This is a genomic window from Pantoea sp. YU22 (assembly GCF_003970755.1).
Lineage (GTDB): Bacteria > Pseudomonadota > Gammaproteobacteria > Enterobacterales > Enterobacteriaceae > Pantoea > Pantoea piersonii.
Map to the genome: position 1 here is coordinate 78,475 of NZ_RYDU01000016.1, position 25,826 is coordinate 104,300.

The following is a 25,826-nucleotide window of genomic DNA, read 5'->3' on the forward strand; positions in this document are numbered from 1 at the left end:
CGCGCAGGTGACTTTTCGCGGTGAAACAGAAACAATACGCAGGTCATATTTCTAAAGGCTGGCAGGCACGTCGCGCCCGTATTGCCCATACTATAAATCTGGACGAGGGCAACTTTTCCAGAGCACTGAAAAGAAGAGAAGATACATGGGTCAAATCGCCCCACAACGCCGCAGGACGCGCGCGCCACGCACATTGCGCACATTGCGCCAACGCTTCGCCTGGCGGTCTGTTAAACCGCCGCGCGCCGCTGGCGATGAGGAGGATTCACGAATGGCTTCAGACGCGCCTTCCCGCTTGCCCGCCTGGATCAGTAAAGTCTGGCACTATACGGATCACATCCGCTGGATGGCCCCGCTGCCGCCTGCGCACCGGCGCGGTATCATTATCGCCCTGCTGGTAATGCTGCTGGCGTTTTTATGGCCGTCTAGCTCGCCGCAATATCCTGTCGAACGTCCGCAGACACAAAGCACGGAAAAAGAGGTGCCGATGCAGGCGGAGATTTACGACCAGAAAGCGCCGCAGCAGAATACGCAGCCGCCGAAAGCGGATTCACAGGGTGAATGGCACAACTATACCATCGCCTCAGGCCAGACGCTGGCGCAGCTGTTTCGCGACAATAATCTGCCGGTGGGCGACGTGTTCGCCATGGCGCGCGTAGAGGGCAACGATCAGCCGCTGAGTGCGTTGCAGAGCGGGCAGCAGGTGAAGATTCGACAGAATGCGCAAGGCGTGGTGACGGGACTGACCGTGGACGGCGCTAACGGCCCGGTGCTCTTTACTCGCCAGCCGGACGGCACTTTTATCCGCGCGCAGTAAAAACCTGGTTTTACGAACGGGCCGCTTTTCCTGTCGGGCCCGATCGCCAGATACAAAAAAGCCGGCGCAAGGCCGGCTTTTTCGCATTACCGAGTAAAATTACTCAGCAACTACATTCACAACCAGTTTAGCGAAAACTTCGCTGTGAACCTGGAAGTCAACTTCATGCTCACCGGTGGTGCGCAGAACGCCGTTCGGCAGACGAACTTCGCTCTTAGCCACGTCAACGCCAGCTGCAGTTACAGCGTCAGCGATGTCGCGAGTACCGATAGAACCGAACAGTTTACCTTCGTCGCCTGATTTAGAGGCGATGGTCACTGAACCCAGTGCATTGATTTTCTCAGCGCGTGCGTTGGCAGCAGCCAGAACGTCAGCCAGTTTGGCTTCCAGTTCAGCGCGACGAGCTTCGAAATATTCAACGTTTTTCTTGGTAGCCGGGACAGCTTTGCCCTGCGGTACCAGGAAGTTGCGCGCGTAGCCCGCTTTAACGTTGACCTGATCACCCAGGCTGCCCAGGTTTGCTACTTTATCAAGCAGAATAACTTGCATTACCTTATCCTCTTAAAGTCGTTAATGGACAGTTGCCGATTACTGATGACGATCAGTGTACGGCAGCAGAGACAGGTAACGCGCGCGCTTGATAGCACGAGCCAGCTGACGCTGGTATTTTGCGCGAGTACCGGTGATACGGCTCGGTACGATCTTACCGCTTTCAGTGATGTAGTTTTTCAGCGTAGCGATATCTTTGTAGTCGATCTCTTGAACGCCTTCCGCGGTGAAACGGCAGAACTTGCGACGACGGAAATAACGTGCCATTTGGCTAGTCTCCAGAATCTATCAATTCAATCTGCTCGGCATGCAGCACCATTTTACTCTGTCCATTTCGCGCCTGATGGCAGCTAATGAAGCCTTCGAGGGTGAGCAGCGTGCCGACCGTTATATGTTGAGTAATCTCCTGATGAAGCGTGCCGCTGATAATCACGGGCATTCTGCACCAGGCTTGCCGGTGGAAACCGGCCTCTTCCTGCACTGAGCGGTGCTCAAGCACGAACTGACAGTGAGGAATTCCTGACGGGCTCACTTTTCGAACCGGCGTCTTGCACACGGTGCCAGACAGGCGCAGTCGATTGGCCGTCACGAATGATTACTCTTCAGAATCCCCAGCATCTGACTCGTCAGAGGTTTCGTTAGCGAAGTCTTCGCGGCGCTCACGACGCTCGTCTTTCGCTTTAACCATCGGAGATGCTTCGGTTACCGCGTGCTTAACGCGCATAACCATGCTGCGGATAACGGCGTCGTTGAAGCGGAAGTTCGTTTCCAGCTCGTCGATCACTTCCTGCGGCGCTTCAACGTTCAGCAGAACGTAGTGAGCTTTGTGCAGTTTGTTGATCGGGTAAGCCAGCTGACGGCGGCCCCAGTCTTCCAGACGGTGGATCTTGCCTTCTGCACCAGTGATAGCACCAGTGTAACGCTCGATCATGCCCGGAACCTGTTCGCTCTGGTCAGGATGGACCATAAATACGATTTCGTAATGACGCATCGAAATTGCTCCTTACGGATTATTCAGCCTCCTGTCAGGGTCAGCTGCGGCCCACGGAAGCAAGGAACGTTATAGGTCGTGAAACATTCGATGAATGTAACGCGCCCCTGAATGCAGCTGAAAAATTGACGCGTAATCATACTGACGCCGGGCGCTAAACTCAAGCGCACATTTCATTAAATCGTCATTAAAGAGGCTTTATGTGCTAACCCCTGAAATTCATCGGGTTGCGCCTCACTCCATCAGTTTTTCTGATAAAGGCGTTCAGCGTCGCCGTCTGGTATCGGCGCTGGCGCGCACTAAACTTAATCATGACGCGGTGAGATTGCTTCACGGCGTCGCAGAGTGTGTTCCCATCAGTGAGGAGTCGGGCATGAAAACGTTCGTCATCGCCACTTTACTGGGTCTCTTCCTGTCTCCACCCGCCCTTGCCAGCCAGACTGACTGTGCGCAGCAGATAAGAAGTAACAGCAGCAAAGCGGCTTCAGGCTATGTCTACGTCAATCGACTGGACGCGCCGGGCAATACGCACGCCAGCGCCACCACCAGCGCGGCGGAGCGATTGTCGAATCAGCTGTAATACCAGTGCAGGGCAACGGGCTGACGGGGTTCCGCCAGCCCGGCTGCGTTACAGATGCTGTTTAAAGAAATCCGTCAGCGCGCGCAGAGCGAAAGGGGTAATTTTATGGCCAATTGCTTTTTCTGAAAGGAAGGTCATATTGTCCGCCTTGCCGCTGGCCCGCAGCGCCTCCACTAACCGCGCCGTTTCGGCGAAAGGCACCACGTCGTCCGCTTCGCCATGCCACAGCAGCAGCGGCCGGTTCGCCAGCGCCTCCAGCTTTTCGCAGGGATCGTAAGCCGCCAGCGGCGCCATAAGCCGATCGAACTGCGCCTGCTCCTCTGACGTGCTCACCTGCAACGGCGGAAAGAGCGACCGGCTCAGCTGCATAAAGTAGCCGGAGCCCATCAGACAGGCGACGCTGCGGATGTGCGGATAGCGCGCCATCGCGCCCAGCGCGGTCATGCCTCCCAGCGACGCGCCCGCCACGCCGAAGCGGTCGCCGTCAATCAGGCCAGCGGCGCGCAGCGCGTTTTCCAGCTGCGGCATCTCGTCAATATTACGCTGCAGGATCTGCCAGAAACGGGCGAGTCGTACGGCGTCGTTGCCATTATCGCGCGCGCCGTGCAGGTCGGCGTCAGGCATCACGGCGCGGAATCCCGCCTGCGCCAGCGCCACGGCCAGATAAGCGTAAACCTCTTTAGACGAGGTGAACCCATGGTAAAGCAGCACCGTCGGCAGCGCCGTCGGCAGCGCCGCGTCGCGCTGGCCCGCTGGCGCGGCGTGCAGCACCTGAATGCCCGCCAGCCGTTCTGTATTCAGTTCAATCATGCTCGCCCCGCTGTGGATGTCGACTCCGCTGAGTTTACGTGCCCCGACCTTAATCTGCGAACAACTTCACAAATCCTTTACAAGATTTAGGGGGTAAACCTTTTGCTGCCGATGCCGTTAATCGTATATCCCCCAAATCCCATCCAAAGGTATCTTATGAAGCGTCTCTCTCTCAGCCCCATGAGTCTTGGAGTTAAGCTGTCTGTACTGACGTCTCTCAGCGTCGCGCTGTTGCTGTTCGCCCTGACACTGACCCAAAGTCACAACGCCTCCCGCCAGCTGCAAAGCCTGGCCACGGACGACATGCACAATCAGGTGCAAGGCATCAGCGAAATGGCGACGATGTTTAACGCCACCCTCACCGAAGAGGTGGACAACTATACCCAGCTGTTCGCCAGCTTTTTACCGCAGCGCTTTAGCCGCGACGAGAGCTCGCGCATTCAGGTAGGGGAATTCTCGACCCCGACCCTGCGCGCCGGACTCAAAACCCTGAACCTCGATCAGGTCGCGGTCGATGACTTTTTACAGCGTACTACCGCCGTTTCCACCATCTTCGTACGCGACGGCGATGATTATTACCGTGTCTCCACCTCGCTGAAAAAAGAGGACGGCAGCCGCGCCATCGGTACCCGCCTCGACCGCAGCAGCGCGGCGTGGAAAAGCGTGAGCCGAGGCGAGATCTATCGCGGGCTGGCGACGCTGTTCGGCCACCGTTACATCACGCAGTATCAGCCGGTTAAAGATGAGAGCGGTACAGTTATCGGCATCCTGTTCGTCGGCGTACAAATCGATAAGCAATACGCGCTGATGCGCGATAAAGTGCTGGCGCGCAAGCTGGGCGACAGCGGCCATTTCTACGTGCTGAACGGCGCGCCAGGCGCAGCGCAGGGACAGTATCTCTTTGCCGCGCAAAATGAAGGCAAGCAGCCAGCCTGGGACGCCAGCGTGCAGCAGGCGCTGCTGAGCCAGCCGCAGGGCGTGCAGGAAGTCGAGCTGGAGGGCGAAAGCAAAATGCTGGCATGGCAACAGCTTCCGGGCTGGAACTGGATTGTCGTCGGCGAAGTGAGCCGCGACACGCTGCTGGCGCCGATTACCCACAGCCGCAACCTGTTTATGCTGACCGGCCTGGCGCTGGTGCTGATTTTTGCGTTGGGCTTCGTGCTGTATAGCCGCCGCGCCATTACCCGACCGCTGCAGCAGGTGATCCACCTGGCCGAGCAGTACGCGGCGGGTAACCTGCGCGTGCATCTGGACACCCAACGCCATGACGAAGTCGGCCAGCTGATTAGCGCGATTAACGGCATCGGCGACGGGCTGGAAAAGATTGTCAGCCAGGTACGCGTCGCCGCGCAGGAGATCAGTGACGGCACCGATACCATCGCTGCCAGCAGCCTCAATATCAGCGAGCAGATCGGTCGCCAGGCGAGCAGCGTCGAGGAGACTTCAGCCAGCATGGAACAGTTCGGCGCGACGGTAGAGCATACTGCCGATAACCTGCGTCAGGCGATGACGCTGGTAGCGGAAGCGAGCGGCCTGGTGACGCACGGCAGCCAGACGGTGAGCCGTTCGGTGAATACTATGTCGGCGATCCAGGTCTCTTCTAAGAGCATTGCCGATATCACGCACGTTATCGAATCCATCGCTTTCCAGACCAATATCCTCGCGCTTAACGCGGCGGTAGAAGCGGCGCGCGCGGGCGAGCACGGACGCGGCTTCGCGGTGGTGGCGGCGGAAGTACGCGCGCTGGCGCAGCGCAGCGCGCAGGCGGCGAAAGAGATCGACGGCCTGATCGCCACCTCGATCCGCAACGTCTCAGAAGGTCACCAGCTGTCGCAGCAGACTCACGACGCCATGACCCATATCGTGTCGCATATCGAACAGGTGCAGGCGCTGATGAGCGAAATCAACGTCGCAGCACAGGAGCAGGCGGCAGGCATTGGGCAGGTCAACCTGGCGATGAATCAGATTAGTCAGGCGACCCATGAGAATAGCGAGCTGATGGCGCAGGCGGATGCTTCGGCGCAGAACCTGAGCCACAAAGGTCATCATCTGACGCAGTTAGTCAGCGTATTTCATCTGAAATCCTGACCCTCTTTTGGGACGGTGGCTTACACTTACTGCACCGTCCCTCTGGAGGAAACGTTATGCGTTACGCTTACTTACTGACAATGGCGCTGCTGTTAAGCGGCTGCTCGGCGATGAAAACCACGCCGCAACCGCCGCCTGCACCCACTCACCAGGCGCAGGAGATCACGCGCGCGCAGAGCGCCGGTTTGCCAAGGCTCGGCAGCATCACCACGCAGGTACGCGGTTCGCCGGATGACGCGCAGCGTTCGCTGGCGGCGGAGGCCAATCAGCGCGGCGCGGTTTACTATCAGGTGATTATGCTGGACGAAACGGTGACGCCGGGATACTGGTACGGCACGGCGATCCTGTACGGCGCATCACCCACCGCTGGCGCGCATCAGTAAGCGCTCAGCCACCAGGTTTTCCAGCGGACGGACGCCGCGACTGTCGAGCCACTGCCGGCACCATGCATCCGCCAGCGGCGGCTCGGCATATTTCAACAGCTGCGCGCCCGTCGCCAGCAGAAACAGGCGCTGGGCGGTGTCACGTGCCTGGCTCTCCTGCAGCCGGTTCAGGCGCAGTTTTAGCTGTCGCCAGCCAGCGTCAAACAGGCGATTGACGCCCCTGACCGCGTCGAACTCCTGATTCAGCATCTCCATTACGCCCGGCTGCTTACGCAGCACGCGCAGCACGTCCAGGCACATCACGTTGCCCGATCCCTCCCAGATGCTGTTGACCGGCATATCGCGATAGAGACGCGGCAGCTCGCTATCTTCGCAGTAGCCGATGCCGCCCAGCACCTCCATCGCTTCAGCCACAAACGGCATTCCCGCTTTGCAGACAGCATATTTTGCCGCTGGGGTGAAGAGCCGCGCGAACACGCCTTCCAGCGGCTGCGCCGGTTGCGACCAGGCGCGCGCCAGCCGCATCAGCAGCGCCGTTTGCCCCTCAAGCTGCAGCGCCTGCGCCGCTAACACCTGGCGCATCAGCGGCTGATCCACCAGATTTTTACCCATAACCTGACGCTGGTGCGCATGGTAAAGCGCAACGGAGAAGGCGCGCCGCATCTGACCATGGCTGCCGAGGGCGCAGTCGAAACGGGTCATACCGCCCATTTTGAGTATCATGCGCACGCCGTCGCCCTCTTCCCCCAGCAGCCAGCCGGTAGCGTCCTGAAACTCCGCTTCGCTGCTGGCGTTGGCGCGGTTGCCCAGCTTATCTTTTAGCCGCTCAAGGCGAATGGCATTGCGCGTGCCGTCCGGCAGCAGACGCGGCAGGAAGAAGCAGCTTAATCCATTGCCGCTTTGCGCCAGGATCAGGTGTGCGTCGCTCTGCGGCACGGAAAAGAACCATTTATGACCGGTGATGCGCCAGAGTGAGCCGGGCGCGCGATCCGCCAGCGGCTCCGCGCGCGTGGTGTTGGTGGTGACGTCGCTGCCGCCCTGCTTTTCCGTCATGCCCATGCCGATCAGCAAACCGCGCTTCTGATCGCCCGGCAGCGCGTGGGTGTCGTAGCGATCGCTGAGCAGCGGGTCGCGCCAGTCGCTGAAGGCGTCGGGCAACCAGCGTTGCAGCAGTGGTATGGCGGCGTGCGTCATGGTCGCCGGACAGAGCGTGCCCGCCTCGACCTGAGCGTGAAGGATAAAGCGCGCGGCGCGCGCCACCATGGCGCGATCGAGCACGTCGGGCTGCCAGCTGAGGTTGTGCAGGCGGCTGGCGCAGACGCCCTGCATCAGCAGGTGCCAGGCGGGATGAAAACGCACCTCGTCGATGCGTACGCCGCGTGCGTCGTAGCGCTGCAGCTCCGGCGGCGCGGCGTTGGCCAGCCGTCCCAGCTCCAGCGACTCGGCGCCCCCAAGCTGCGCGCCTACCGAGGCCAGCCACTCGCGATCCCACTCCGCGCCTTCGCGCGCCAGCGCTTCGCGCAGCGGCGTGTCGGAGAGAAAGAGATTACTGTTGCTAAGGGGCTGCGGCTGATTAAAAACGGTGTGGGTTGTCCAGGTCATAACCACTCCTCGCAATGCGTGTCCCGATAAGTATGGGAGAGCGCTGCGTGGTTATGCCTGGATCTGAAAGGTTTTGCGGCGGCGATCACGCCCCGCGCTGGCGTACCGCTTCGAACAGGCAGACGCCGGTCGCGACAGAGACGTTAAGCGATGAAACGCTGCCCGCCATCGGGATGCTGATCAGCTCGTCGCAGTGCTCGCGCGTCAGACGGCGCATGCCTTCGCCTTCTGCGCCCATCACTAGCGCCATTGGCCCGGTCATTTTGCTCTGATAGAGCGTATGATCCGCTTCGCCAGCGGTGCCTACTACCCAGATGTTGTATTCCTGCAGCAGACGCAGCGTACGCGCCAGGTTGGTGACGCGGATCAGCGGCACGTTCTCCGCCGCGCCGCTGGCGACTTTCTTCGCGGTAGCGTTGAGCGAGGCGGAACGATCTTTCGGCACGATTACCGCATGCACGCCTGCGGCGTCGGCGCTGCGCAGGCAGGCACCAAGGTTATGCGGATCGGTAACGCCATCCAGCACCAGCAGCAGCGGTTTTTCCAGACTCGCCAGCAAATCCGGCAGGTCGCCTTCCTGGTACTGACGGCCAGGTTTAATGCGCGCCACAATGCCCTGATGCACGCCGCCTTCAACCTGACCATCCAGCCACTGGCGGTTCGCCAGCTGGATAACGATGCCCTGAGCTTCCAGCGCCGCCACCAACGGCTGCAGGCGACGATCGTCACGGCCCTTGAGGATAAAGACTTCCTGAAAGCGCTGGGGATCGCGCTCCAGCAGCGCCTGCACGGCATGGATACCAAAAATAATTTCGCTCATCGATCTGCTCAGTTAAGAATTGAATGGACTTCAGCGGACGCTTTCTGCGCAGCAGAAAGCGTCCGTTAACGCATCAGGCCGAATCAGGCCTGCTTTTTCGCGGCGCGCTTCGCCTTGGTGGCGGCGGCGATTTTACGGGTTTTTTCCGACGGGGTTTTGCTTTTTTTCTCTTTCTTCCCTTTCTCCGGCGTCGACTTGCCGTCGCGGAAAGCTTCGTTCGGTTCGAAGTTGCCTTTTTTACCTAACTGACGACGACGCTTCGGCGGCGCTTTGCCTTCGCGCTTCGCCTTGTCGCGCGCGGTTTTGCCCTCGCCGCGCGGCTGGCGCTGGCTGGAGATCAGCGCGAAGTCGATCTTGCGCTCGTCCAGATGCACCGCCTCGACCCGAACTTCAACCGCATCGCCCAGACGATAAGTGCGTCCGCCCGACTCGCCGATCAGACGCTGCCCCACTGGATCGAAGCGGTAGTAGTCGTTGTCCAGCGAAGAGACGTGCACCAGTCCGTCGATAAAGAGATCGTTCAGGCGCACAAAGAAGCCGAAGCCGGTCACGCTGGAGATCACGCCGTTAAAGGTGTTGCCAACCTGATCCTGCATAAAGTCGCATTTCAGCCAGTCGGCGACGTCGCGCGTGGCCTCGTCAGCGCGGCGCTCCGTCATGGAACAGTGCTGACCCAGCTGCAGCATCTGCTGCATCTCATAGTGGTAGCCGCCGGTCGCCGTGGTGTTACCTTTCACCTCGCCTTCGGCCTGCGCCAGCAGATATTTAATGGCGCGGTGCAGCAGCAGGTCGGGATAACGACGGATCGGCGAGGTAAAGTGCGCGTATGACTGCAGCGCCAGACCGAAGTGTCCGCGGTTTTCCGGATCGTAGACCGCCTGCTTCATTGAGCGCAGCAGCATGGTCTGCAGCATTTCCGCATCTGGACGATCGGCGATCTGCGTCAGCAGCTCGGCGTAGTCGATCGGTTCCGGTTTGGTGCCGCCTGGCAGCGAGAGGCCCAGTTCGTTGAGCACGGTGCGGAAGCTGGTAATGCTGTCGTCGCTGGGACGATCGTGATCGCGGAACAGCGCTGGTTCCTGATGTTTCTCGACAAAGCGCGCCGAGGCGATGTTGGCGAGGATCATGCACTCTTCGATCAGCTTGTGTGCGTCGTTGCGCACGGTGCGCTCTACGCGTTCAATACGACGTTCCGCATTGAAGATAAACTTCGCTTCTTCGGTCTCAAACGAGATGCCGCCGCGCGACTCGCGCGCTTTTTCCAGCACCTTATACATGCTGTGCAGCTCTTCCAGCGGCTTCAGCAACGGCGCGTACTGTTCGCGCAGCTCCGGGTTGCCCTGCAGGATATTCCACACTTTGGTGTAAGTCAGACGCGCGTGCGAGTTCATTACCGCTTCGTAGTGCTTAAAGCCGGTCAGCTTGCCCGCGGAGGAGATAGTCATCTCGCACACCATGCAGAGGCGATCGACCTGCGGATTCAGCGAGCAGAGCCCGTTGGAGAGCACTTCCGGCAGCATGGGGACCACCTGCGACGGGAAATAGACTGAGGTGCCGCGCTGAAGCGCTTCGTCATCCAGCGGCGTGCCGGGACGCACATAGTAGCTGACATCGGCGATGGCGACCCACAGGCGCCAGCCGCCGCCGCGTTTTTTCTCGCAGTAGACCGCATCGTCGAAATCGCGCGCATCTTCGCCGTCGATAGTGACCAGCGGCAGCTTACGCAGATCGATACGCCCTCTTTTCGCCTCTTCAGGCACCTCTTCGCTGAGCTTGCTGACCTGTTTCTCTACTTCAGGCGGCCAGCTGTGCGGAATTTCATGGGTGCGCAAGGCCATATCGACCGCGAGGCCGGTGCCCATATTGTCGCCGAGGATCTCCGCGACTTTACCAATGGCTTTGGTGCGGCGCGTCGGACGCTGCATCAGCTCGACCACAACGACCGAGCCCATACGCGCTTGCAGCGTCTCTTCCGGCGGAATAAGAATGTCAAAGCTGAGACGGCTGTCGTCCGGCACGACAAAGCCCGCGCCCGCATCGGTGAAGTAACGGCCGACGATTTGGTTGTTGCGCGGTTCCAGCACGCGCACGACGCGCGCTTCGCGGCGTCCTTTGCGATCGGCGCCCAGCGGCTGCGCCAGGATAACGTCGCCGTGCATACACATTTTCATCTGCTCGGCAGAGAGATAGAGGTCATCCTTCTGGCCCTCTACGCGCAGAAAGCCGTAGCCGTCGCGGTGGCCGATGACCTTGCCGCGCAGCAGATCAAGCCGTTCCGGCAGCGCATAGCACTGGCGACGGGTAAAGACCAGCTGGCCGTCGCGCTCCATGGCGCGCAGACGACGACGCAGCGCTTCCAGGTGCTCTTCGTCGGTGAGGTTCAGTTCCTGCGCCAGCTCGTCGCGGCTGGCAGGTTTTTCGCGTTTTTCCAGATGAGCCAGAATAAATTCACGGCTCGGAATAGGGTTTTCATATTTTTCAGCTTCTCTTTGCTGAAAAGGATCGTTTGACATAGCGGTTCCTCCGATGTCATTTCAGATTCATTGCCACCGGCGGTTCGGACAATAAAATTTGGTATAAGGGTTCGTTGCCCTCGACTAAGTCTGCCAGCGTGTAGCTGTCCAGTTCCCGCAGAAACAGCTGTACCGCGTCGTTTAGCGCTTTTCTTAAGCGGCAGGCTGGCGTGATGGCGCAGGCGCCGCAGTCTACAAGCTGTAGCGGCTCCATTTTGCGCACCACATCACCGATGACGATATCATGCGGATCCATCCCAAGACGGATGCCGCCATTTTTGCCGCGCGTCGCGGCGATAAAACCCGCACGGCTGAGTTGATTAATGATTTTAACCATATGGTTGCGCGACACGCCGTAGGTCTCAGTGACTTCAGTAATACTCGTCATTCTGCCTTCCGGCAAACTGGCCATATAAATTAAAGCTCGCAGACCATAATCGGTAAAACTTGTCAGCTGCACAATTACCTCAGTGAATCACCCATGGCGTGTTGATTAACTTCGTCCGCGTTGCGGTTGATTTTAATAGTAAACCGGCTTGCGGTTACTCTAGATGATAAACCAGAGTCGAACCCAGAGTGTGTTTTTTTCAGCCGAACGGCGATGTGATAAAGCGAAGGGATGATAAGCGGCTTGCTAAGCGGGGAAACAGAGGCCGGAGCAGCTCCGGCCTGTGCAGGATTATGCGTCGAACGGATCGCGCAGAATCATGGTTTCGCTACGGTCCGGGCCGGTAGAGATAATATCAACCGGTACGCCCGTCACTTCTTCAACGCGTTTAATGTAGTCGCGTGCGGCCTGCGGCAGACCTTCCAGCGTTTTCACGCCAAATGTGGTTTCGCTCCAGCCCGGCAGGGTTTCATAAATCGGCTCAATGCCTTCCCAGTTTTCCGCCGCCAGCGGCGTGGTGGTAACTTCGCGGCCATCCGGCAGGCGATAGCCCACGCAGATTTTTACTTCTTTCAGGCCATCCAGCACGTCCAGCTTGGTCATGCAGAAACCTGACAGGGAGTTGATCTGTACCGCGCGACGCACCGCGACCGCATCCAGCCAGCCGGTGCGACGACGACGACCGGTGGTCGCGCCGAACTCGTTGCCCTTGGCGCACAGGAACTCGCCGATATCGTCAAAGAGTTCGGTCGGGAACGGGCCCGCACCGACGCGCGTTGAGTAAGCCTTAACGATGCCCAGCACGTAATCGACGCAGCGCGGACCAATGCCCGAACCGGTCGCCACGCCGCCAGCGGTGGTGTTAGAGGACGTCACATAGGGATAGGTGCCGTGATCGATATCCAGCAGCGTGCCCTGCGCGCCTTCGAACATAATCAGGTCGCCGCGTTTCTGCGCCGTATCCAGCAGGTCAGAGACATCAACCACCATGCTGGTCAACACGTCGGCAACCGCCAGCACGTCACGCAGCACTTTGTCGTAGTCGACCGCATCTTCTTTGTAGTAGTTAACCAGCTGGAAGTTGTAGTAATCGACAATCTCTTTCAGCTTGACGGCGAAGGTCTCTTTATTGAAGAGATCGCCGACGCGCAGACCGCGGCGCGCCACTTTATCTTCATAGGCCGGGCCGATGCCGCGACCGGTGGTGCCGATAGCTTTGGCGCCGCGCGCTTTTTCGCGCGCCAGATCCATCGCGACATGGTATTGCAGGATCAGCGGGCAGGCTTCAGAAATCAGCAGACGTTCGCGTACCGGTACGCCACGCTCTTCCAGGCCTTTCATCTCTTTCATCAGAGCTTCAGGCGAAAGCACCACGCCGTTACCGATAATGCTGGTTACGTTTTCGCGCAGAATGCCGGATGGAATTAAATGGAGGACGGTTTTTTCACCGTTGATGACAAGCGTATGGCCTGCATTGTGGCCACCCTGGTAGCGCACAACATAGTTAGCGCGTTCAGTCAGAAGGTCTACAATTTTACCTTTGCCTTCGTCACCCCATTGGGTGCCCAGTACGACGACGTTCTTACCCATTTTCAAAATCACCGATTGCTTAAAAATGGATTCTACCATCTGATCTTGCTGCTTTCAGCACTTTTAGCATACGTTTGCGCGCATTTTTCGCCCGAATTTTGCTCACTACAACATCCTGGGGAAACGGAACGCAAAAGGCACAATTTAGCCGACGGATAAAAGATTCAGGCACCGCTGTGCGCGCTGAGCATGTAATAAATCACCACGCCCGCGACCACCAACCCGCCGCCGAAACGGTGCAGCAGACGATCCGGCAGCTGCGCCATGCTGAGGATCATACGGCGCCAGATGCGCGGCAGAAACATCGGACCCAGGCCCTCCAGCACCAGTACCAGCGCCAGCGCCATCCATATGGTTTTATTCATTTACCATTCCAAAAAAAAGGCCGACATTATTGTCGGCCCGTAGGTTATAGCAGTTCTTATCGCGTCGCGTTAGAGGGTGCTTTCATATATCGGAAGAAATCGCTATCCGGGCTGAGCACCATCACGTCCTGATTGCCTTCGAAGCTGTTCTCATAGGCGCGCAGGCTGCGGATAAAGGCGTAGAAGTCCGGATCCTGACTGAACGCGTCAGCGAAGAGTTTCGCCGCCTCGGCATCGCCGTCGCCGCGCGTAATCAGCGCGCTGCGCTGCGCTTCCGCCAGCGTGCGGGTAACCTGATAGTCCGCCTGAGCACGCAGTTTTTCCGCCTCTTCCTGACCCTGCGAGCGCTGGCTGCGCGCTACCGCTTCACGTTCGGCGCGCATACGGTTGTAAATCGCGTCCGAAACCTCGGTCGGCAGGTTGATCTGCTTAATGCGAACGTCAACAACCTGAATACCCAGCGCCGCCATGCTGTTTGGATTGATTGCCGGCTCTTTGCTGTTGGTTTCGCGCTCGACGCGCGCCGCCGCGCTGGCGATTGCGTCATCAGCCGCTGGCGTCTGCACGTCATCGTCGTTGCCGGCGCTACCGGTATTCAGCGCATCGCGCACGTCGGTGGTCAGACGACCGCGGGAGTCCGTCACGATGTCTTTAACGTCAAGACGCCCCATCTCAGAACGCAGACGGTCGCTGAACTTACGTTTCAGCAGCACTTCCGCCTGCGATACGTCGCCGCCGCCCGTCGCCAGGTAGTAGCGGCTGAAATCGCTGATGCGCCATTTGATATAGGAATCAACAATCAGGTCTTTCTTCTCTTTGGTGACGAAACGATCCGCCTGGTTGTCCATGGTCTGAATACGCGCGTCCAGCGTTTTTACCGTCTCAAGGAAAGGGACTTTCATATGCAGACCCGGCGCGAACACCTGCGGTTTGTTTTCATCGTCGCGCAGCACTTTACCGAAGCGCATGACGATACCGCGCTCGCCTTCCTGTACCACGAACAGTGAAGCGTAGAGCGCCACCAGTACAACAATAATGACTACAATTATGGGCTTACGCATCGATTACTCTCTCCCTTCGCGCTGGGTATCGTTGCGCAGAGCATTGGCCCGACGCTGATCCATGATGCTGTCTGGACTGTAGGCTGACGTGTCGCTGCGGCTGGCAGTGCTGCCGGGCGAAGCGGGCAGCGTAGTCAGACTCGCGCCTTTCTGGCCGCCCTGCGCCGCGCTGCTTGCGCCGCGCATCAGCTGGTCGAGCGGCAGTACCATCAGGTTATTGCTGCGATCGTTAACCAGCACTTTGCGGGTATGGCTCAGCACGCGTTCCATGGTCTCGATATAGAGACGCTCTTTGGTAATAGCCGGTGCCGCCTTGTACTCAGGCAGCAGCTTAGCGAAGCGCGCCACTTCGCCCTGCGCTTCCAGCACGGTCCGTTCCTTATAAGCGCGCGCCTCTTCGAGAATACGCTGCGCCTGGCCGTTCGCACGCGGCTGTACTTCGTTCGCGTAGGCTTCCGCCTCGCGCACATACTGCTCGCGGTTTTCGCGCGCGGCGATCGCATCGTCAAATGCGGCTTTCACCTCTTCCGGCGGACGCGCCGCCTGGAAGTTGACGTCCAGCAGCGTGATGCCCATGTTGTAAGGACGAATGGTTTCGTCAATTTCGCGCTGCGTATCGCTACGCACGACGGTACGTCCTTCGGTCAGGATACGGTCCATAGTGGAGCGGCCAATAACGCCGCGCAGCGCGCTGTCGGTCGCCTGGCGCAGGCTGTCGTCCGCGCTGGTGACGGCGAACAGGTAACGTTCAGGATCGGTTACGCGGTACTGCACGTTCATCTCGACGCGCACCACATTCTCATCGGAGGTCAGCATCACGCCCGATGCGGCAAGCTCGCGCACCGCTTCAACGTTCACTGCACGCACCTGATCGATAAAGGTGGGTTTCCAGTTCAGGCCTGGCTCAACCAGATGACTGAACTTGCCGAAGCGCGTAACGACCCCACGCTCCGCTTCTTTGATGGTGTAGAATCCACTGGCGGCCCAGATAACCACCGCCGCGACAGCGACGATACCAACCAGTTTGCCACCGCCGCCGCCGCTGCGCTGACCATTGTCACCCTGTTTGCCACCGCCCAGTCCGCCGAGCTTTTTGCTCAACTTACGGAAGATATCATCCAGATCCGGAGGTCCCTGTTCACGACCGCCTTTGTTTCCCCCAGAGTTGCCGCCTTTATTATTGCTGCTTCCCCACGGGTCGCGGTCCTGTCCGTTATTACCGGGCTGATTCCACGCCATGTTCTACTCCATTTATTGTTAGTGCGCTGTTTACCCTGCAGCTTTCAGGCTGTAGCTGTTGTTGGCTGCCTTCGTTCACCCCGCTATTTACCGGCGTAAACGGACAGGGAGAATCATCCCAGAAAAACGGCAGCCGCCTGCTACACCATACACGCTATTGCGTAAGGACGTTTGGGCAACGTGTCAAACTATGTAATCGAGCAGCGCCGGTTCCTGCTTGCACAGGCGTCGCCAGTCAACCATCGGCATACGCACGCGTAACCCGACGCCGCCATCTTCTTCATTCCATTCATCTTCAATGGCCTGCAGCTGATAGAAGCGGCTGCGCAGGCGGCCCGCTTCCGGCGGCAGGCGCAGCTCGAACTGCGCGATTTCGCCCGCCAGCCGCTCAGAAAACGCCTGCCATAGCAGCGGTATGCCTTCGCCGCTCTGCGCTGAAAGCCAGACGCGGATCGGCAGATCTTCTTCATTACGGTCGATGCGCGGCACGAACCCGTCCAGCATATCGATTTTGTTCATTACCAGCAGCGTGGGGATCTCATCCGCCTCGATCTCTTCCAGCACCGCATCGACCGCTTCGATGTTCTCGTTTACGCGCACGTCGGCGGCGTCGATCACATGCAGCAGCAGCGTCGCCTGACGCGTTTCCTGCAGTGTCGCTTTAAACGCGGCCACCAGGTCATGGGGCAGATGACGGATAAAGCCGACGGTATCCGCCAGCACTACTTCGCCGACGTCTACGACGTTCAGACGGCGCAGGGTCGGATCAAGGGTTGCAAACAGCTGGTCCGCCGCATAGACATTAGCGGACGTAATGGCATTGAATAAGGTGGATTTACCGGCGTTGGTATAGCCGACCAGCGACACGGTCGGCACGTCCGCTTTAGCGCGCGCCTGACGTCCCTGCTCGCGCTGTTTTTCTACGCGCTCAAGCCGGGACAAAATCTGGCTGATTCGATTACGCAGCAAACGGCGGTCGGTTTCCAGCTGCGTTTCGCCCGGACCGCGCAAGCCGATACCGCCTTTCTGGCGTTCAAGGTGCGTCCAGCCGCGTACCAGGCGGGTAGCAAGATGGCGCAGCTGGGCCAGCTCGACCTGCAGCTTACCTTCATGCGTGCGGGCGCGTTGGGCAAAAATATCCAGGATGAGACCAGTACGGTCAATGACTCGGCATTCGCACAGGCGCTCCAGATTACGTTCCTGCGCAGGGGTTAAGGCATGATCGAATAAAACGACCGATGCTCCACTCGATTTTACCGCATCGGCAATTTCAGCTGCCTTTCCTTCACCGACAAAATATTTGGGATGTGGCGCTTTGCGACTGCCAGTAATCACTTGCAGCGCTTCTACGCCCGCAGAAGAAACCAGGGTTTCAAATTCCTGCAGATCTTCCATCTCTTTGTCTTGGGAGAACCAGATGTGTACCAGTACGGCCTGCTCACCGGCATCATAACGGTCAAACAAGCTATAACCTCGCTTATAAAATAGAAGACCAGGACGGAAAACGTTCTGCGTTCTCCCGCCCTGGCTTGTACGGGTAGCGCGTTATTCCGCGTTATCGCCGTCTTGTTGTGGCTGCGACTGTGCAGAAGCGTTGCTACCGCCGTGATGGTAGTTATTGCTGCCGCCACCAGCATTGTTGCTGTGGTGAGAAACCGGGCGTGATGGAACCACGGTAGAAATGGCGTGCTTGTAAACCATCTGGCTTACCGTGTTCTTCAACAAAATCACGAATTGATCGAAAGACTCAATTTGTCCCTGCAGCTTGATACCGTTGACCAAATAAATCGAAACCGGAACACGTTCACGACGCAGTGCGTTCAAAAACGGGTCTTGTAATGATTGCCCCTTAGCCATTCTATCTTTTCCTTATATGCTTGTTGTTTATTACTTGTAGAACCGAAGTCCTGAAAATACTGCGTAAAAATTTGCGCACGATAACCAGCCAATTGTACACAATCACCCATGCTTCGCACTAAGAACCTGAAGCACCTCGTTACGCGCGGATTCTGGGCTGTCGCTGTCAAGCCAGCGGACATTTTCCCAGCCGCGTAACCAGGTCATCTGGCGTTTAGCGAGCTGCCGGGTCGCGCAAATTCCTCGATAAACCATCTCGTCGTAATCGATCTCGCCAGCCAGATATGACCACATCTGACGATAACCGACACAGCGAATGGAAGGCATATCCGTATGCAAATCACCTCGTGCAAACAGGGCCCGAGCCTCCGCTTCAAATCCCGACGCCAGCATCTGCTGAAAGCGCAGTGCGATACGCTGATGCAGCAGTTCACGGGTCGCGGGGGCGATGGCGAACTGATACACATCGTAGGGTAACGCTTCGCCGGATGTTTTTGTCAGTTCCGTTAAAGTTTTACCCGAAATAAAAAAAACTTCCAGTGCTCGCGAAAGTCTCTGCGGATCATTCGGATGAATACGCCCCCCGGCCACCGGGTCGATTTCACACAGCTGACGATGCAGCTCATCCCACCCTTTTTCACGCGCCATTTGCTCTATGCGCTGACGCACCTCCGGATCGGCCGAGGGGAGCGGCGACAATCCTTCCAGTAATGCCTTGAAATAGAGCATAGTTCCGCCAACCAGCAGCGGTATACGGCCGTTCTGAACGATCTCCTCCATGGCCGCCAGCGCATCGCGACGAAAGTCGGCGGCTGAATAGGCTTCCGACGGATCGCGAATGTCCAGCAGGCGATGGGGCGCCTGGGCCAGCTCTTCAGCCGAGGGTTTAGCCGTGCCGATATCCATCCCGCGATAGATTAAGGCAGAGTCAACGCTGATAAGTTCCACCGGCAGCTGCTTTCTTAATGCAATTGCCAGCGCGGTTTTGCCCGAGGCGGTTGGCCCCATCAAAAATATAGCCTTCGGTCGGCCAGCCTGGTTTTGTTCACTCATGCTTAAATGCGGCAAGCGCGCTCTCAATATCTATAGTCTGAATCAGGCCTGAAGGCGGCGATTTTAACAATTGCGGACAGAGCCTTTCGAGATCTGTCAGCAGCGCAATCGCCTGCGAGTGATTCCAGAGGGAGGTTTCCGTCTCGCAACGTCGCGCCAGCCAGTGAGCCAGCTGCGGGGCATCGCTCTCCGGCTGCTGTGCAAGGTAGCCTAACAGCTCTGGGATCAGGATTTGTAAATTTTGCGTGCGTAAGGGTAAAGGCACCGCGCGCAGCGTAACGTGATCGCCTTCCGGCTGCAGATCGATGCCCATCTCCTGCAGCAGGCCCTGCTTATCTGCGGCGATCTGACGCTCCGGCCGGGCAACCTTCATGCGCACCGGGATCAGCAGCGGCTGCGGCTTCAATCCCGTCTCGCCTGGCTGTAGCTGCGCATGCCGTACCCAGCGCGCCGCCACCGGCAGCGAAAGCAGCTGCAGTCGCTGCTCCTGTTCCAGCAGCGCATAACGCTCCCGCACAACCGTCAATACGCGGCCGAAGCTCTGGGCATGCGACGTCAACGGCGCGTCGACAGGCTGCGCGCGCGGCGCGACAGGCGGCGCGACCGGTTCAGCCGGGGTGCGCTGGCCCGACGTCGGCGTTTTCAGCAGCTGCTGATAGACCGCGCCTTCGCGCTTGCTGTAGCTGTTCTCTTTATTTTGCCAGCCCGGCTGCGCGTTTCCGCCGCCGCCTCCGCTTCCACTCCCGCTTCCGCCTTCGCTGCGGCGCGGCGCGGCGGGCTGAGAAAAGTGGTTGCCGCCTGCCGCCTGACGATTCTCCGGCTGCCAGCGCGGCGCAGGCTCTTGCGCCTGTACCGCTGGCAGGGTCGGCGCGCTGCTTGCCTGCAGGACGCTCATTACGCCCTGGAAGATAAAGTCGTGCACCAGCCGTGACTGATGAAAGCGCACCTCATGCTTGGCGGGATGGACGTTGACGTCTACCTGATGCGGATCGATTTCCAGATAGAGCACGTAAGCAGGCTGCTGGTCGGCCTGAAGCTGGGTCTGAAAAGCCTGGCGTATCGCATGGTTGATCAGCTTGTCACGCATCATACGGCCGTTGACGTAGCAATACTGAATATCGGTCAGCTGGCGCGATCCGGCCGGATCGGCCACCCAGCCCCGCAACAGCAAATCGTCGTGCTGCCAGTCGATGCGCAGCGCATGCTGCATAAAGGTCGCGCCGCAAATCGCGCCCAGCCGCCGCTCGCGCTGCGCCTCGTCGCTGACCGCGCGGTACTGCCGCATCAGCTTGCCGTTGTGGCTGAGCGAGATCGAAACGTCAAAACGCGCCAGCGCGATACGACGGATGACCTCGTCGATATGGCCGAACTCGGTTTTCTCGGTGCGCATGAATTTCCGGCGCGCGGGCGTGTTGTAGAAGAGATCGAGCACTTCCAGCGTGGTACCGCACGGGTGCGCCGCGGGTTTAACCGTCACCTCCATCTCGCGGCCTTCGGCGTAAGCCTGCCAGGCTTCGCTCTGTGCCTGGGTGCGCGAGGTTAAGGTTAAACGTGAAACCGAGCTGATGCTGGCGAGCGCTTCGCCGCGAAATCCCAGGCTCATAATGGCCTCAAGATCGTCGAGCGAGGCGATTTTACTGGTGGCGTGACGCGCCAGCGCCATCGCCAGCTCCTCTTTACTGATGCCGCAGCCGTTATCGCGAATGCGGATGAGTTTCGCGCCGCCTTTTTCAATATCGATGTCGATACGCGTCGCGCCGGCGTCAAGACTGTTTTCCACCAGCTCTTTTACCACCGAGGCCGGGCGCTCGACGACTTCGCCCGCCGCAATCTGGTTAGCCAGCTGCGGCGGTAAAATTTGAATAGGCATGGTGTTTATCCTTGTTGAGCTGGCCCGGCGCCTGGCCGGGCTGACCGTCAGGAGGCGGGGATTTTCAGGGTTTGCCCCAACATAACGTTCGAGGACTTCATATTGTTCGCCTGGATGATCGCCTGCGGGCTGACGCCGTAATGCGCGGCGATTGCCGTCAGCGAGTCGCCCCGCACCACTTTATGACGCGTCGGCGCGCGCGCGGCCACGCTGTTGCTGGCCGGCACCTTCAGGCGCTGTCCGACCCAGACCACATCGCGCTTAAGCCGGTTCATGTCGCGCAGCGTGCCCATGCTGACGCCATACTTCGCGGCGATGCCGGAGAGCGTTTCGCCGCGGGTCACCGTATGACGCTGCACCGCGCCGGTATACTGCGTGGTGCCGGTCGCCGGATTACTGGCGACGCTCACCGTCGGCGATGAGCCGAGCGGACGGTTTTCCTCCTTTGGGAGCGATTGTAGCGGGTGCGCCAGGAAATAATTGCGCAGGCCTTTGTAGATAGCCATCGCAATTTTATCCTGGTAAGCGCTACTGCCGAGCAGTCGCTCCTCCGAAGCATTACTGATAAAGCCAGTTTCTACTAACAGCGAGGGAATATCCGGCGAACGCAGCACGCCGAGGCTGGCGTGCTCCGGCAAACGTTTATGCAGCGGCGAAACGCCGCGCAGCTGTTGCAGCACCTTCACCGCGACGTCATAGCCGACGCGCTGCGAGTGGCCAAACTGGAGATCAAGCACCGCCTGGCTGAGATAGGGATCCGCCTGGCTGTTCGCCAGCAGATCCCCGGCGCCGCCCAATAGTTCGGACTGTTTCTCGCGCTGCTCCAGCCAGTTCGCCATTTCGCTGTTGGCGCGGCGGTTAGAGAGCACCCATACCGAGGCGCCGGTAGCGCTGTGGCTCGGCGCCGAGTCGGCGTGAATAGAGACCAGCAGGTTGGCATTCTCTTTACGCGCTACCTCGGAACGGCCCATCACCGAAATAAAGTAGTCGCCGTCGCGCGTCAGCACCCCTTTGAACATCGGATCGTTGTTCAGCAGCACCTTCAGCTTGCGCGCGATAGCGATAGTCACGTTCTTTTCATGCAGGCCGCGCTGTCCGGTCGCGCCGGGATCCTGGCCGCCGTGGCCCGCGTCGATCGCGACAATCACCGTATCGTTGCTGGTGGGCATCGCATTGCCTGGACGCGTCGTGGTGTTGGAATTGCTGACCGCGGTGACCTGGTTGGCGTTAAACGGGTTAGCGGCGCCCTGGCGCGGCGTTACGCGGCCCGGCGTCTCCGTTGCTGCGGTCGACACGGGCGCGGCGCGGGTGACACGCTGCCTGCCCTGAATGGTAAACACCACGTTATAGCTGCTGCCGTTACGCTGGGTGACCGCGCGGGTTTTGCCCGGCTGCGTCAGTTCAAAGACCAGCCGAATGCTCTGCTTATCTTTTGGCGTGCTGGTGCGAATACGCCTGACAATATTTTCGCCGCTGAAGTTCAGCGGCAATCCCTGAATCACGCCGCTCTGGCGAATATCCAGCACCACGCGATCCGGATTGCGCAGCGGAAAGTAGCCGTATACCGGCTGTCCGGCGAAGCTCAGGGTAACCGTCGCCTGACTGTCGCCGTTCTCCACTTTAATATCGGAAAGGCTGGCGGCCAGCGCAGGCGCCGCAGCCAGACAGAGTAGCAGCAGCAGCGCGCTTTTCATCCTTGCGATCATGCCTGCGCCACCTGCTCTGTCAGGGTCTCACCTAGCGCAGAGTGCGCTTCAAGACGCGCCTCGCGCGCAGCGCCGACGTAGCTCAGCGTCAGCGCCAGATCGGGCGGGGGCAAGACGCCAGCGCCCTGCTGCGGCCACTCGACCAGACAGATTGCGTCACCGGTGAAGTAGTCGCGGATACCCATAAATTCCAGCTCTTCCGGATCGGCCAGCCGATAGAGATCGAAGTGATAAAGCGCGCGCTCACCGAGCTGATAGGGTTCTACCAGCGTGTAGGTCGGGCTTTTAACGTTGCCCTGGTGGCCGAGCGCCTGCAAAAATCCACGGCTGAAGGTCGTTTTACCCGCGCCCAGGTCGCCATAGAGATAGATTACCGCCGCGCCGGTACAGGCGCGGGCCAGCTGAGCGCCCAGATCGAGGGTCGCCGCCTCATCGGGCAAGGAAATAACACAGGTCTTCATGCTTTATTATTGGGTCATCTCTGGATTAACAAACTGCCAAAGCAGCTCGAATAAATCTGTTGCCAACATGCCGCGCGTACCACGTCGCGCCGCCACTGCGTCCGCTGCCGCGCCGTGCGCCACGCAGCCTGCGCAGGCCGCATCGAACAGCGCAAGCTGCTGCCCCATCATCGAGGCGATAATACCACTCAATACGTCACCCATGCCGCCGGAGGCCATGCCGGCATTGCCGACGTCGGCGAAGGCCATTTCGCCCTGCTCGCTGGCGATAATCGTGCCAGCGCCTTTTAACACCACTACCCCGCCGTAGCGCATCGTTAACTTCTGCGCGGCAAGAAGGCGATCGCTCTCGACTTCGCTGGTCTTAATACCCAGCAGTCGCGCCGCTTCGCCTGGGTGTGGCGTAATGATGCGATTCTGACGTTTCTGCGCATTTATTGCCAGCAGGTTAAGCGCATCCGCGTCCCAAAGCATCGGCTTTTCACTGGCTTCGACCGTTTTCAGCGCATTCTGTCCCCATTCGCGCTGGCCCAGTCCCGGGCCAATGGCGATAACATCCGCCCACTCCAGTCCGCTTTGCAGCGCCTCGTCGGTCAGTTCGTCCACCATGATTTCCGGGCGCGCCGTCAATATCGGCGCAATATTATCGCGATGCGTCAGTACGCGCACCAGCCCCGATCCGCTGCGCAGCGCCGCTTCCGCCGTCATGCGAATCGCGCCTGCGGTGCCGGTATCGCCGCCCACTACCAGCAGACGGCCATGATTGCCTTTATGCGACGTGGGCTTTCGCGGCTTTAGCCAGTGCGACAAAAAGCTGGCGTCGAAGCGCGCCATGGGGGCGTTTTCACCGGCAAGAAAAGCGCCTAATCCGAGATCGGCATAGCGCAGCTCGCCGATAAGATCGCGCGCTTTGCCGGTAATCTGGCCAGGCTTAAGCGCAATGACGCTTAGCGTCTGCGTGGCGTTAATCGCCTCGCCCGGCGCGCAGCCGGTCGCCGCCGACAGCCCCGACGGCATATCGATCGCCAGCACTGGCGCGGCGTGCGCGTTCGCCTGCTTGATCAGACTGAGGTAAGGTTCAGCAGGCGCGCGATTAATGCCGGTGCCCAGCAGCGCATCGATAATGAGATCAACCTCTTCCGGCCAGGCGGCGTCAGCGGCATGAATATCGCCTCCCGCTTCGAGCCAGGCTTCGCGCGCGCGCTGCGCCTCATCCGGCAGCGGCTTATCGCTTTCGCACGCCAGCAGCGTCACCGCACAACCCGCCGCCTGCGCCAGCCGCGCTACCACATAGCCATCGCCGCCGTTATTGCCGTGACCGCAGAGGATTAACCAGTTGCTCGCCTGCGGCCACTGCGCGCGCGCCAGCCCGAACGCCGCCTGCCCCGCGCGCTGCATCAGCTCGTACAGAGTAATGCCCAGCGCGTCGGCGCCATCGCGCTCCAGCTGGCGCAGAGCCTGCGCAGGCCAGACGGAATATGGTAAACTGCGACCGTTTGCTTTCGATTCCTGGTTACTCATGTCATACCCTCTCGATCTTCATCAGCTTGCTCAACAGATTAAACAGTGGGGCAAGGATCTCGGCTTTCAGCAGGTCGGCATCACCGACACCGATCTCAGCGCGGAAGAACCGCGTCTGCAGGCGTGGCTGGACAAACAGTATCACGGCGAAATGGAGTGGATGGCGCGCCACGGCATGATGCGTGCGCGTCCACATGAACTGCTGCCCGGCACGCTGCGCGTGATCAGCGTACGCATGAACTACCTTCCGGCGAAAGCCGCCTTTGCCAGCACGCTGAAAAACCCGCAACTCGGCTATGTCAGCCGCTACGCTCTGGGACGTGATTACCACAAAGTATTGCGCAATCGTCTGAAAAAGCTCGGAGAAATGATTCAGGAAAAGTGCGGCGAGCTCAATTTCCGCCCCTTTGTCGACTCTGCGCCAGTGCTGGAACGCCCTCTGGCGGCCAAAGCGGGCCTGGGCTGGACCGGCAAACATTCGCTGATCCTGAACCGCGAAGCAGGCTCATGGTTTTTTCTCGGCGAGCTGCTGATCGATCTGCCGCTGCCGATTGACGCGCCGCAGGAAGAGCAGTGCGGCCGCTGCGTCGCCTGTATGACGATTTGCCCGACCAACGCTATCGTCGAACCCTACGTGGTAGACGCGCGCCGCTGCATCTCCTATCTCACCATTGAGCTTGAAGGGGCGATTCCGGAAGCGCTGCGTCCGCTTATGGGTAACCGTATTTACGGCTGCGACGACTGTCAGCTGATCTGCCCGTGGAATCGCTACGGGCAACTCAGCGATGAAACGGACTTCTCGCCGCGCGCTGCGCTGCATGCGCCGGAGCTGATGACGCTATTCCAGTGGGATGAAAAAACCTTTTTACGCGTGACGGAAGGCTCGGCAATACGCCGTATCGGCCACCTGCGCTGGCTGCGCAATATCGCCGTGGCGCTGGGCAATGCGCCCTGGCGCGCGGAAATTGCAGAGGTATTGAAGAAGCGGCTGGGCGAAAACCCGCTGCTTGATGAACATATTGAGTGGGCGCTGGTTCAGCAGCAGGAGAAACGGCAGGCGCTGTCGATTGATGTGCAGCCCGCGCAGCAAAAACGGCTGGTACGCGCCATTGAGAAGGGTTTGCCGCGCGATGCATGATTAATCAATGCAAATCGTCAGCTACTTTTCCACAAGCTGTGCATAAAAATAAAAAGCTGTTGTCATTCAACTGACACAGAGCGCGTCAAGGCTGATTTTAACAAAATGAAATATCCTCATTACATGATAATTCAATGAGTTAAATAAAGAATGTGTATAAATGATAATGTGGATAGCGCAGCAGAGCGCAGGGCAACTTGTGGATAACTCTGTTTAAAATAGTTTTACAGATCGCTCAGAGCGGCGGAAAAACACGGCTGACGCGCTGTGGATAACCTGATAAGCGCAGCGTTACGCGGCGATCATCAACGGCTTAAGCTAAGCGTATGATTTTTAGCGATGTAAAATTTGGAGCGGGAAACGAGACTCGAACTCGCGACCCCGACCTTGGCAAGGTCGTGCTCTACCAACTGAGCTATTCCCG

General features: G+C 59.1%; 25 protein-coding genes. 5 read left to right on the forward strand and 20 right to left on the reverse strand.

What is annotated here, in order from left to right; all coding sequences use genetic code 11:
- Nucleotides 1–145 precede the first annotated feature (145 nt).
- Nucleotides 146–817, forward strand: a complete 672-nt coding sequence (locus tag EKL29_RS18625) for an OapA family protein (protein ID WP_158591251.1) — start codon at nt 146–148, stop codon at nt 815–817.
- 99 nt (nt 818–916) lie between these two features.
- Here the strand turns inward: EKL29_RS18625 and rplI are convergent, their stop codons facing one another.
- Genes rplI through rpsF form a run of 4 tightly spaced genes read right to left on the reverse strand, consistent with a single transcriptional unit; the run spans nt 917 to nt 2,357 of the window.
- On the reverse strand, nt 917–1,366 hold the full coding sequence (gene rplI / locus EKL29_RS18630; RefSeq protein ID WP_120455007.1) for a 50S ribosomal protein L9: 450 nt from the start codon (nt 1,364–1,366) through the stop codon (nt 917–919).
- Between the two features lie 39 nt (nt 1,367–1,405).
- Nucleotides 1,406–1,633, reverse strand: coding sequence for a 30S ribosomal protein S18 (gene rpsR, locus EKL29_RS18635; RefSeq protein WP_000135199.1), 228 nt, complete (start codon nt 1,631–1,633; stop codon nt 1,406–1,408).
- 4 nt (nt 1,634–1,637) lie between these two features.
- The gene (gene priB, locus EKL29_RS18640) at nt 1,638–1,955 is read right to left on the reverse strand and encodes a primosomal replication protein N (protein WP_120455009.1); all 318 of its coding nucleotides are present in this window, start codon (nt 1,953–1,955) and stop codon (nt 1,638–1,640) included.
- 6 nt (nt 1,956–1,961) lie between these two features.
- The gene (gene rpsF, locus EKL29_RS18645) at nt 1,962–2,357 is read right to left on the reverse strand and encodes a 30S ribosomal protein S6 (RefSeq protein ID WP_120455011.1); all 396 of its coding nucleotides are present in this window, start codon (nt 2,355–2,357) and stop codon (nt 1,962–1,964) included.
- A 373-nt stretch (nt 2,358–2,730) separates the two neighbouring features.
- On the opposite strand from rpsF, the gene EKL29_RS18650 reads away from it, so the two are divergent.
- Nucleotides 2,731–2,937, forward strand: a complete 207-nt coding sequence (locus tag EKL29_RS18650) for a hypothetical protein (RefSeq protein WP_120455013.1) — start codon at nt 2,731–2,733, stop codon at nt 2,935–2,937.
- Nucleotides 2,938–2,985: 48 nt separating this feature from the next.
- On the opposite strand, the gene yjfP is transcribed toward EKL29_RS18650, so the two are convergent.
- A complete protein-coding gene (gene yjfP, locus EKL29_RS18655; protein WP_126690409.1) occupies nt 2,986–3,747 on the reverse strand; it encodes an esterase in 762 nt (253 codons plus the stop codon).
- Nucleotides 3,748–3,903: 156 nt separating this feature from the next.
- Between yjfP and EKL29_RS18660 the strand changes: the two genes are divergently transcribed.
- Nucleotides 3,904–5,835 (forward strand): methyl-accepting chemotaxis protein, encoded by a 1,932-nt coding sequence (locus EKL29_RS18660; RefSeq protein ID WP_126690410.1) that lies wholly within the window; start codon nt 3,904–3,906, stop codon nt 5,833–5,835.
- Between the two features lie 56 nt (nt 5,836–5,891).
- Nucleotides 5,892–6,218 carry a biofilm peroxide resistance protein BsmA gene (gene bsmA, locus EKL29_RS18665; RefSeq protein ID WP_120455017.1) on the forward strand — a complete coding sequence of 109 codons (327 nt, stop codon included), beginning with the start codon at nt 5,892–5,894 and terminating at the stop codon, nt 6,216–6,218.
- Here bsmA and EKL29_RS18670 read toward each other — a convergent pair.
- The 15 genes from EKL29_RS18670 to nnr all read right to left on the reverse strand — a co-directional run bounded on the left by EKL29_RS18670 (nt 6,192) and on the right by nnr (nt 24,264).
- On the reverse strand, nt 6,192–7,820 hold the full coding sequence (locus EKL29_RS18670; RefSeq protein WP_126690411.1) for an isovaleryl-CoA dehydrogenase: 1,629 nt from the start codon (nt 7,818–7,820) through the stop codon (nt 6,192–6,194). The two genes, bsmA and EKL29_RS18670, sit on opposite strands and share 27 nt — an antisense overlap.
- Before the next feature lie 85 nt (nt 7,821–7,905).
- Nucleotides 7,906–8,640, reverse strand: a complete 735-nt coding sequence (rlmB, locus tag EKL29_RS18675) for a 23S rRNA (guanosine(2251)-2'-O)-methyltransferase RlmB (protein WP_081140753.1) — start codon at nt 8,638–8,640, stop codon at nt 7,906–7,908.
- Between the two features lie 83 nt (nt 8,641–8,723).
- Nucleotides 8,724–11,153: a ribonuclease R gene (gene rnr, locus EKL29_RS18680; RefSeq protein WP_126690412.1), complete on the reverse strand. Its 2,430-nt coding sequence runs from the start codon at nt 11,151–11,153 to the stop codon at nt 8,724–8,726.
- Nucleotides 11,154–11,169: 16 nt separating this feature from the next.
- Nucleotides 11,170–11,613 (reverse strand): nitric oxide-sensing transcriptional repressor NsrR, encoded by a 444-nt coding sequence (nsrR, locus tag EKL29_RS18685; RefSeq protein ID WP_120455022.1) that lies wholly within the window; start codon nt 11,611–11,613, stop codon nt 11,170–11,172.
- 219 nt (nt 11,614–11,832) lie between these two features.
- A complete protein-coding gene (locus tag EKL29_RS18690; RefSeq protein WP_120455127.1) occupies nt 11,833–13,131 on the reverse strand; it encodes an adenylosuccinate synthase in 1,299 nt (432 codons plus the stop codon).
- A gap of 164 nt (nt 13,132–13,295) precedes the next feature.
- On the reverse strand, nt 13,296–13,496 hold the full coding sequence (locus EKL29_RS18695) for a DUF2065 family protein (RefSeq protein ID WP_126690413.1): 201 nt from the start codon (nt 13,494–13,496) through the stop codon (nt 13,296–13,298).
- A 56-nt stretch (nt 13,497–13,552) separates the two neighbouring features.
- Complete coding sequence (hflC, locus tag EKL29_RS18700; RefSeq protein WP_120455026.1) at nt 13,553–14,557, reverse strand: protease modulator HflC; 1,005 nt, start codon at nt 14,555–14,557, stop codon at nt 13,553–13,555.
- 3 nt (nt 14,558–14,560) lie between these two features.
- The gene (gene hflK / locus EKL29_RS18705; protein ID WP_120455027.1) at nt 14,561–15,796 is read right to left on the reverse strand and encodes an FtsH protease activity modulator HflK; all 1,236 of its coding nucleotides are present in this window, start codon (nt 15,794–15,796) and stop codon (nt 14,561–14,563) included.
- Nucleotides 15,797–15,979: 183 nt separating this feature from the next.
- A complete protein-coding gene (gene hflX / locus EKL29_RS18710) occupies nt 15,980–17,260 on the reverse strand; it encodes a ribosome rescue GTPase HflX (RefSeq protein WP_126690414.1) in 1,281 nt (426 codons plus the stop codon).
- Between the two features lie 81 nt (nt 17,261–17,341).
- Nucleotides 17,342–17,653: an RNA chaperone Hfq gene (gene hfq / locus EKL29_RS18715; RefSeq protein WP_081140747.1), complete on the reverse strand. Its 312-nt coding sequence runs from the start codon at nt 17,651–17,653 to the stop codon at nt 17,342–17,344.
- 102 nt (nt 17,654–17,755) lie between these two features.
- Nucleotides 17,756–18,706, reverse strand: a complete 951-nt coding sequence (miaA, locus tag EKL29_RS18720) for a tRNA (adenosine(37)-N6)-dimethylallyltransferase MiaA (protein ID WP_126690415.1) — start codon at nt 18,704–18,706, stop codon at nt 17,756–17,758.
- Entirely contained in the window at nt 18,699–20,576 is a 1,878-nt protein-coding gene (gene mutL, locus EKL29_RS18725; RefSeq protein WP_126690416.1) for a DNA mismatch repair endonuclease MutL, read from the reverse strand. Before mutL ends, miaA begins: the two co-directional genes overlap by 8 nt.
- A gap of 47 nt (nt 20,577–20,623) precedes the next feature.
- Nucleotides 20,624–22,282: an N-acetylmuramoyl-L-alanine amidase AmiB gene (amiB, locus tag EKL29_RS18730; protein ID WP_120455034.1), complete on the reverse strand. Its 1,659-nt coding sequence runs from the start codon at nt 22,280–22,282 to the stop codon at nt 20,624–20,626.
- Nucleotides 22,279–22,743 carry a tRNA (adenosine(37)-N6)-threonylcarbamoyltransferase complex ATPase subunit type 1 TsaE gene (gene tsaE / locus EKL29_RS18735; protein ID WP_120455036.1) on the reverse strand — a complete coding sequence of 155 codons (465 nt, stop codon included), beginning with the start codon at nt 22,741–22,743 and terminating at the stop codon, nt 22,279–22,281. The genes amiB and tsaE overlap by 4 nt, the downstream gene beginning before the upstream one ends.
- A gap of 6 nt (nt 22,744–22,749) precedes the next feature.
- Entirely contained in the window at nt 22,750–24,264 is a 1,515-nt protein-coding gene (gene nnr, locus EKL29_RS18740) for a bifunctional ADP-dependent NAD(P)H-hydrate dehydratase/NAD(P)H-hydrate epimerase (protein ID WP_126690417.1), read from the reverse strand.
- Between nnr and queG the strand changes: the two genes are divergently transcribed.
- On the forward strand, nt 24,263–25,402 hold the full coding sequence (gene queG, locus EKL29_RS18745; RefSeq protein ID WP_120455040.1) for a tRNA epoxyqueuosine(34) reductase QueG: 1,140 nt from the start codon (nt 24,263–24,265) through the stop codon (nt 25,400–25,402). The genes nnr and queG overlap by 2 nt on opposite strands.
- Nucleotides 25,403–25,826: the final 424 nt, after the last annotated feature.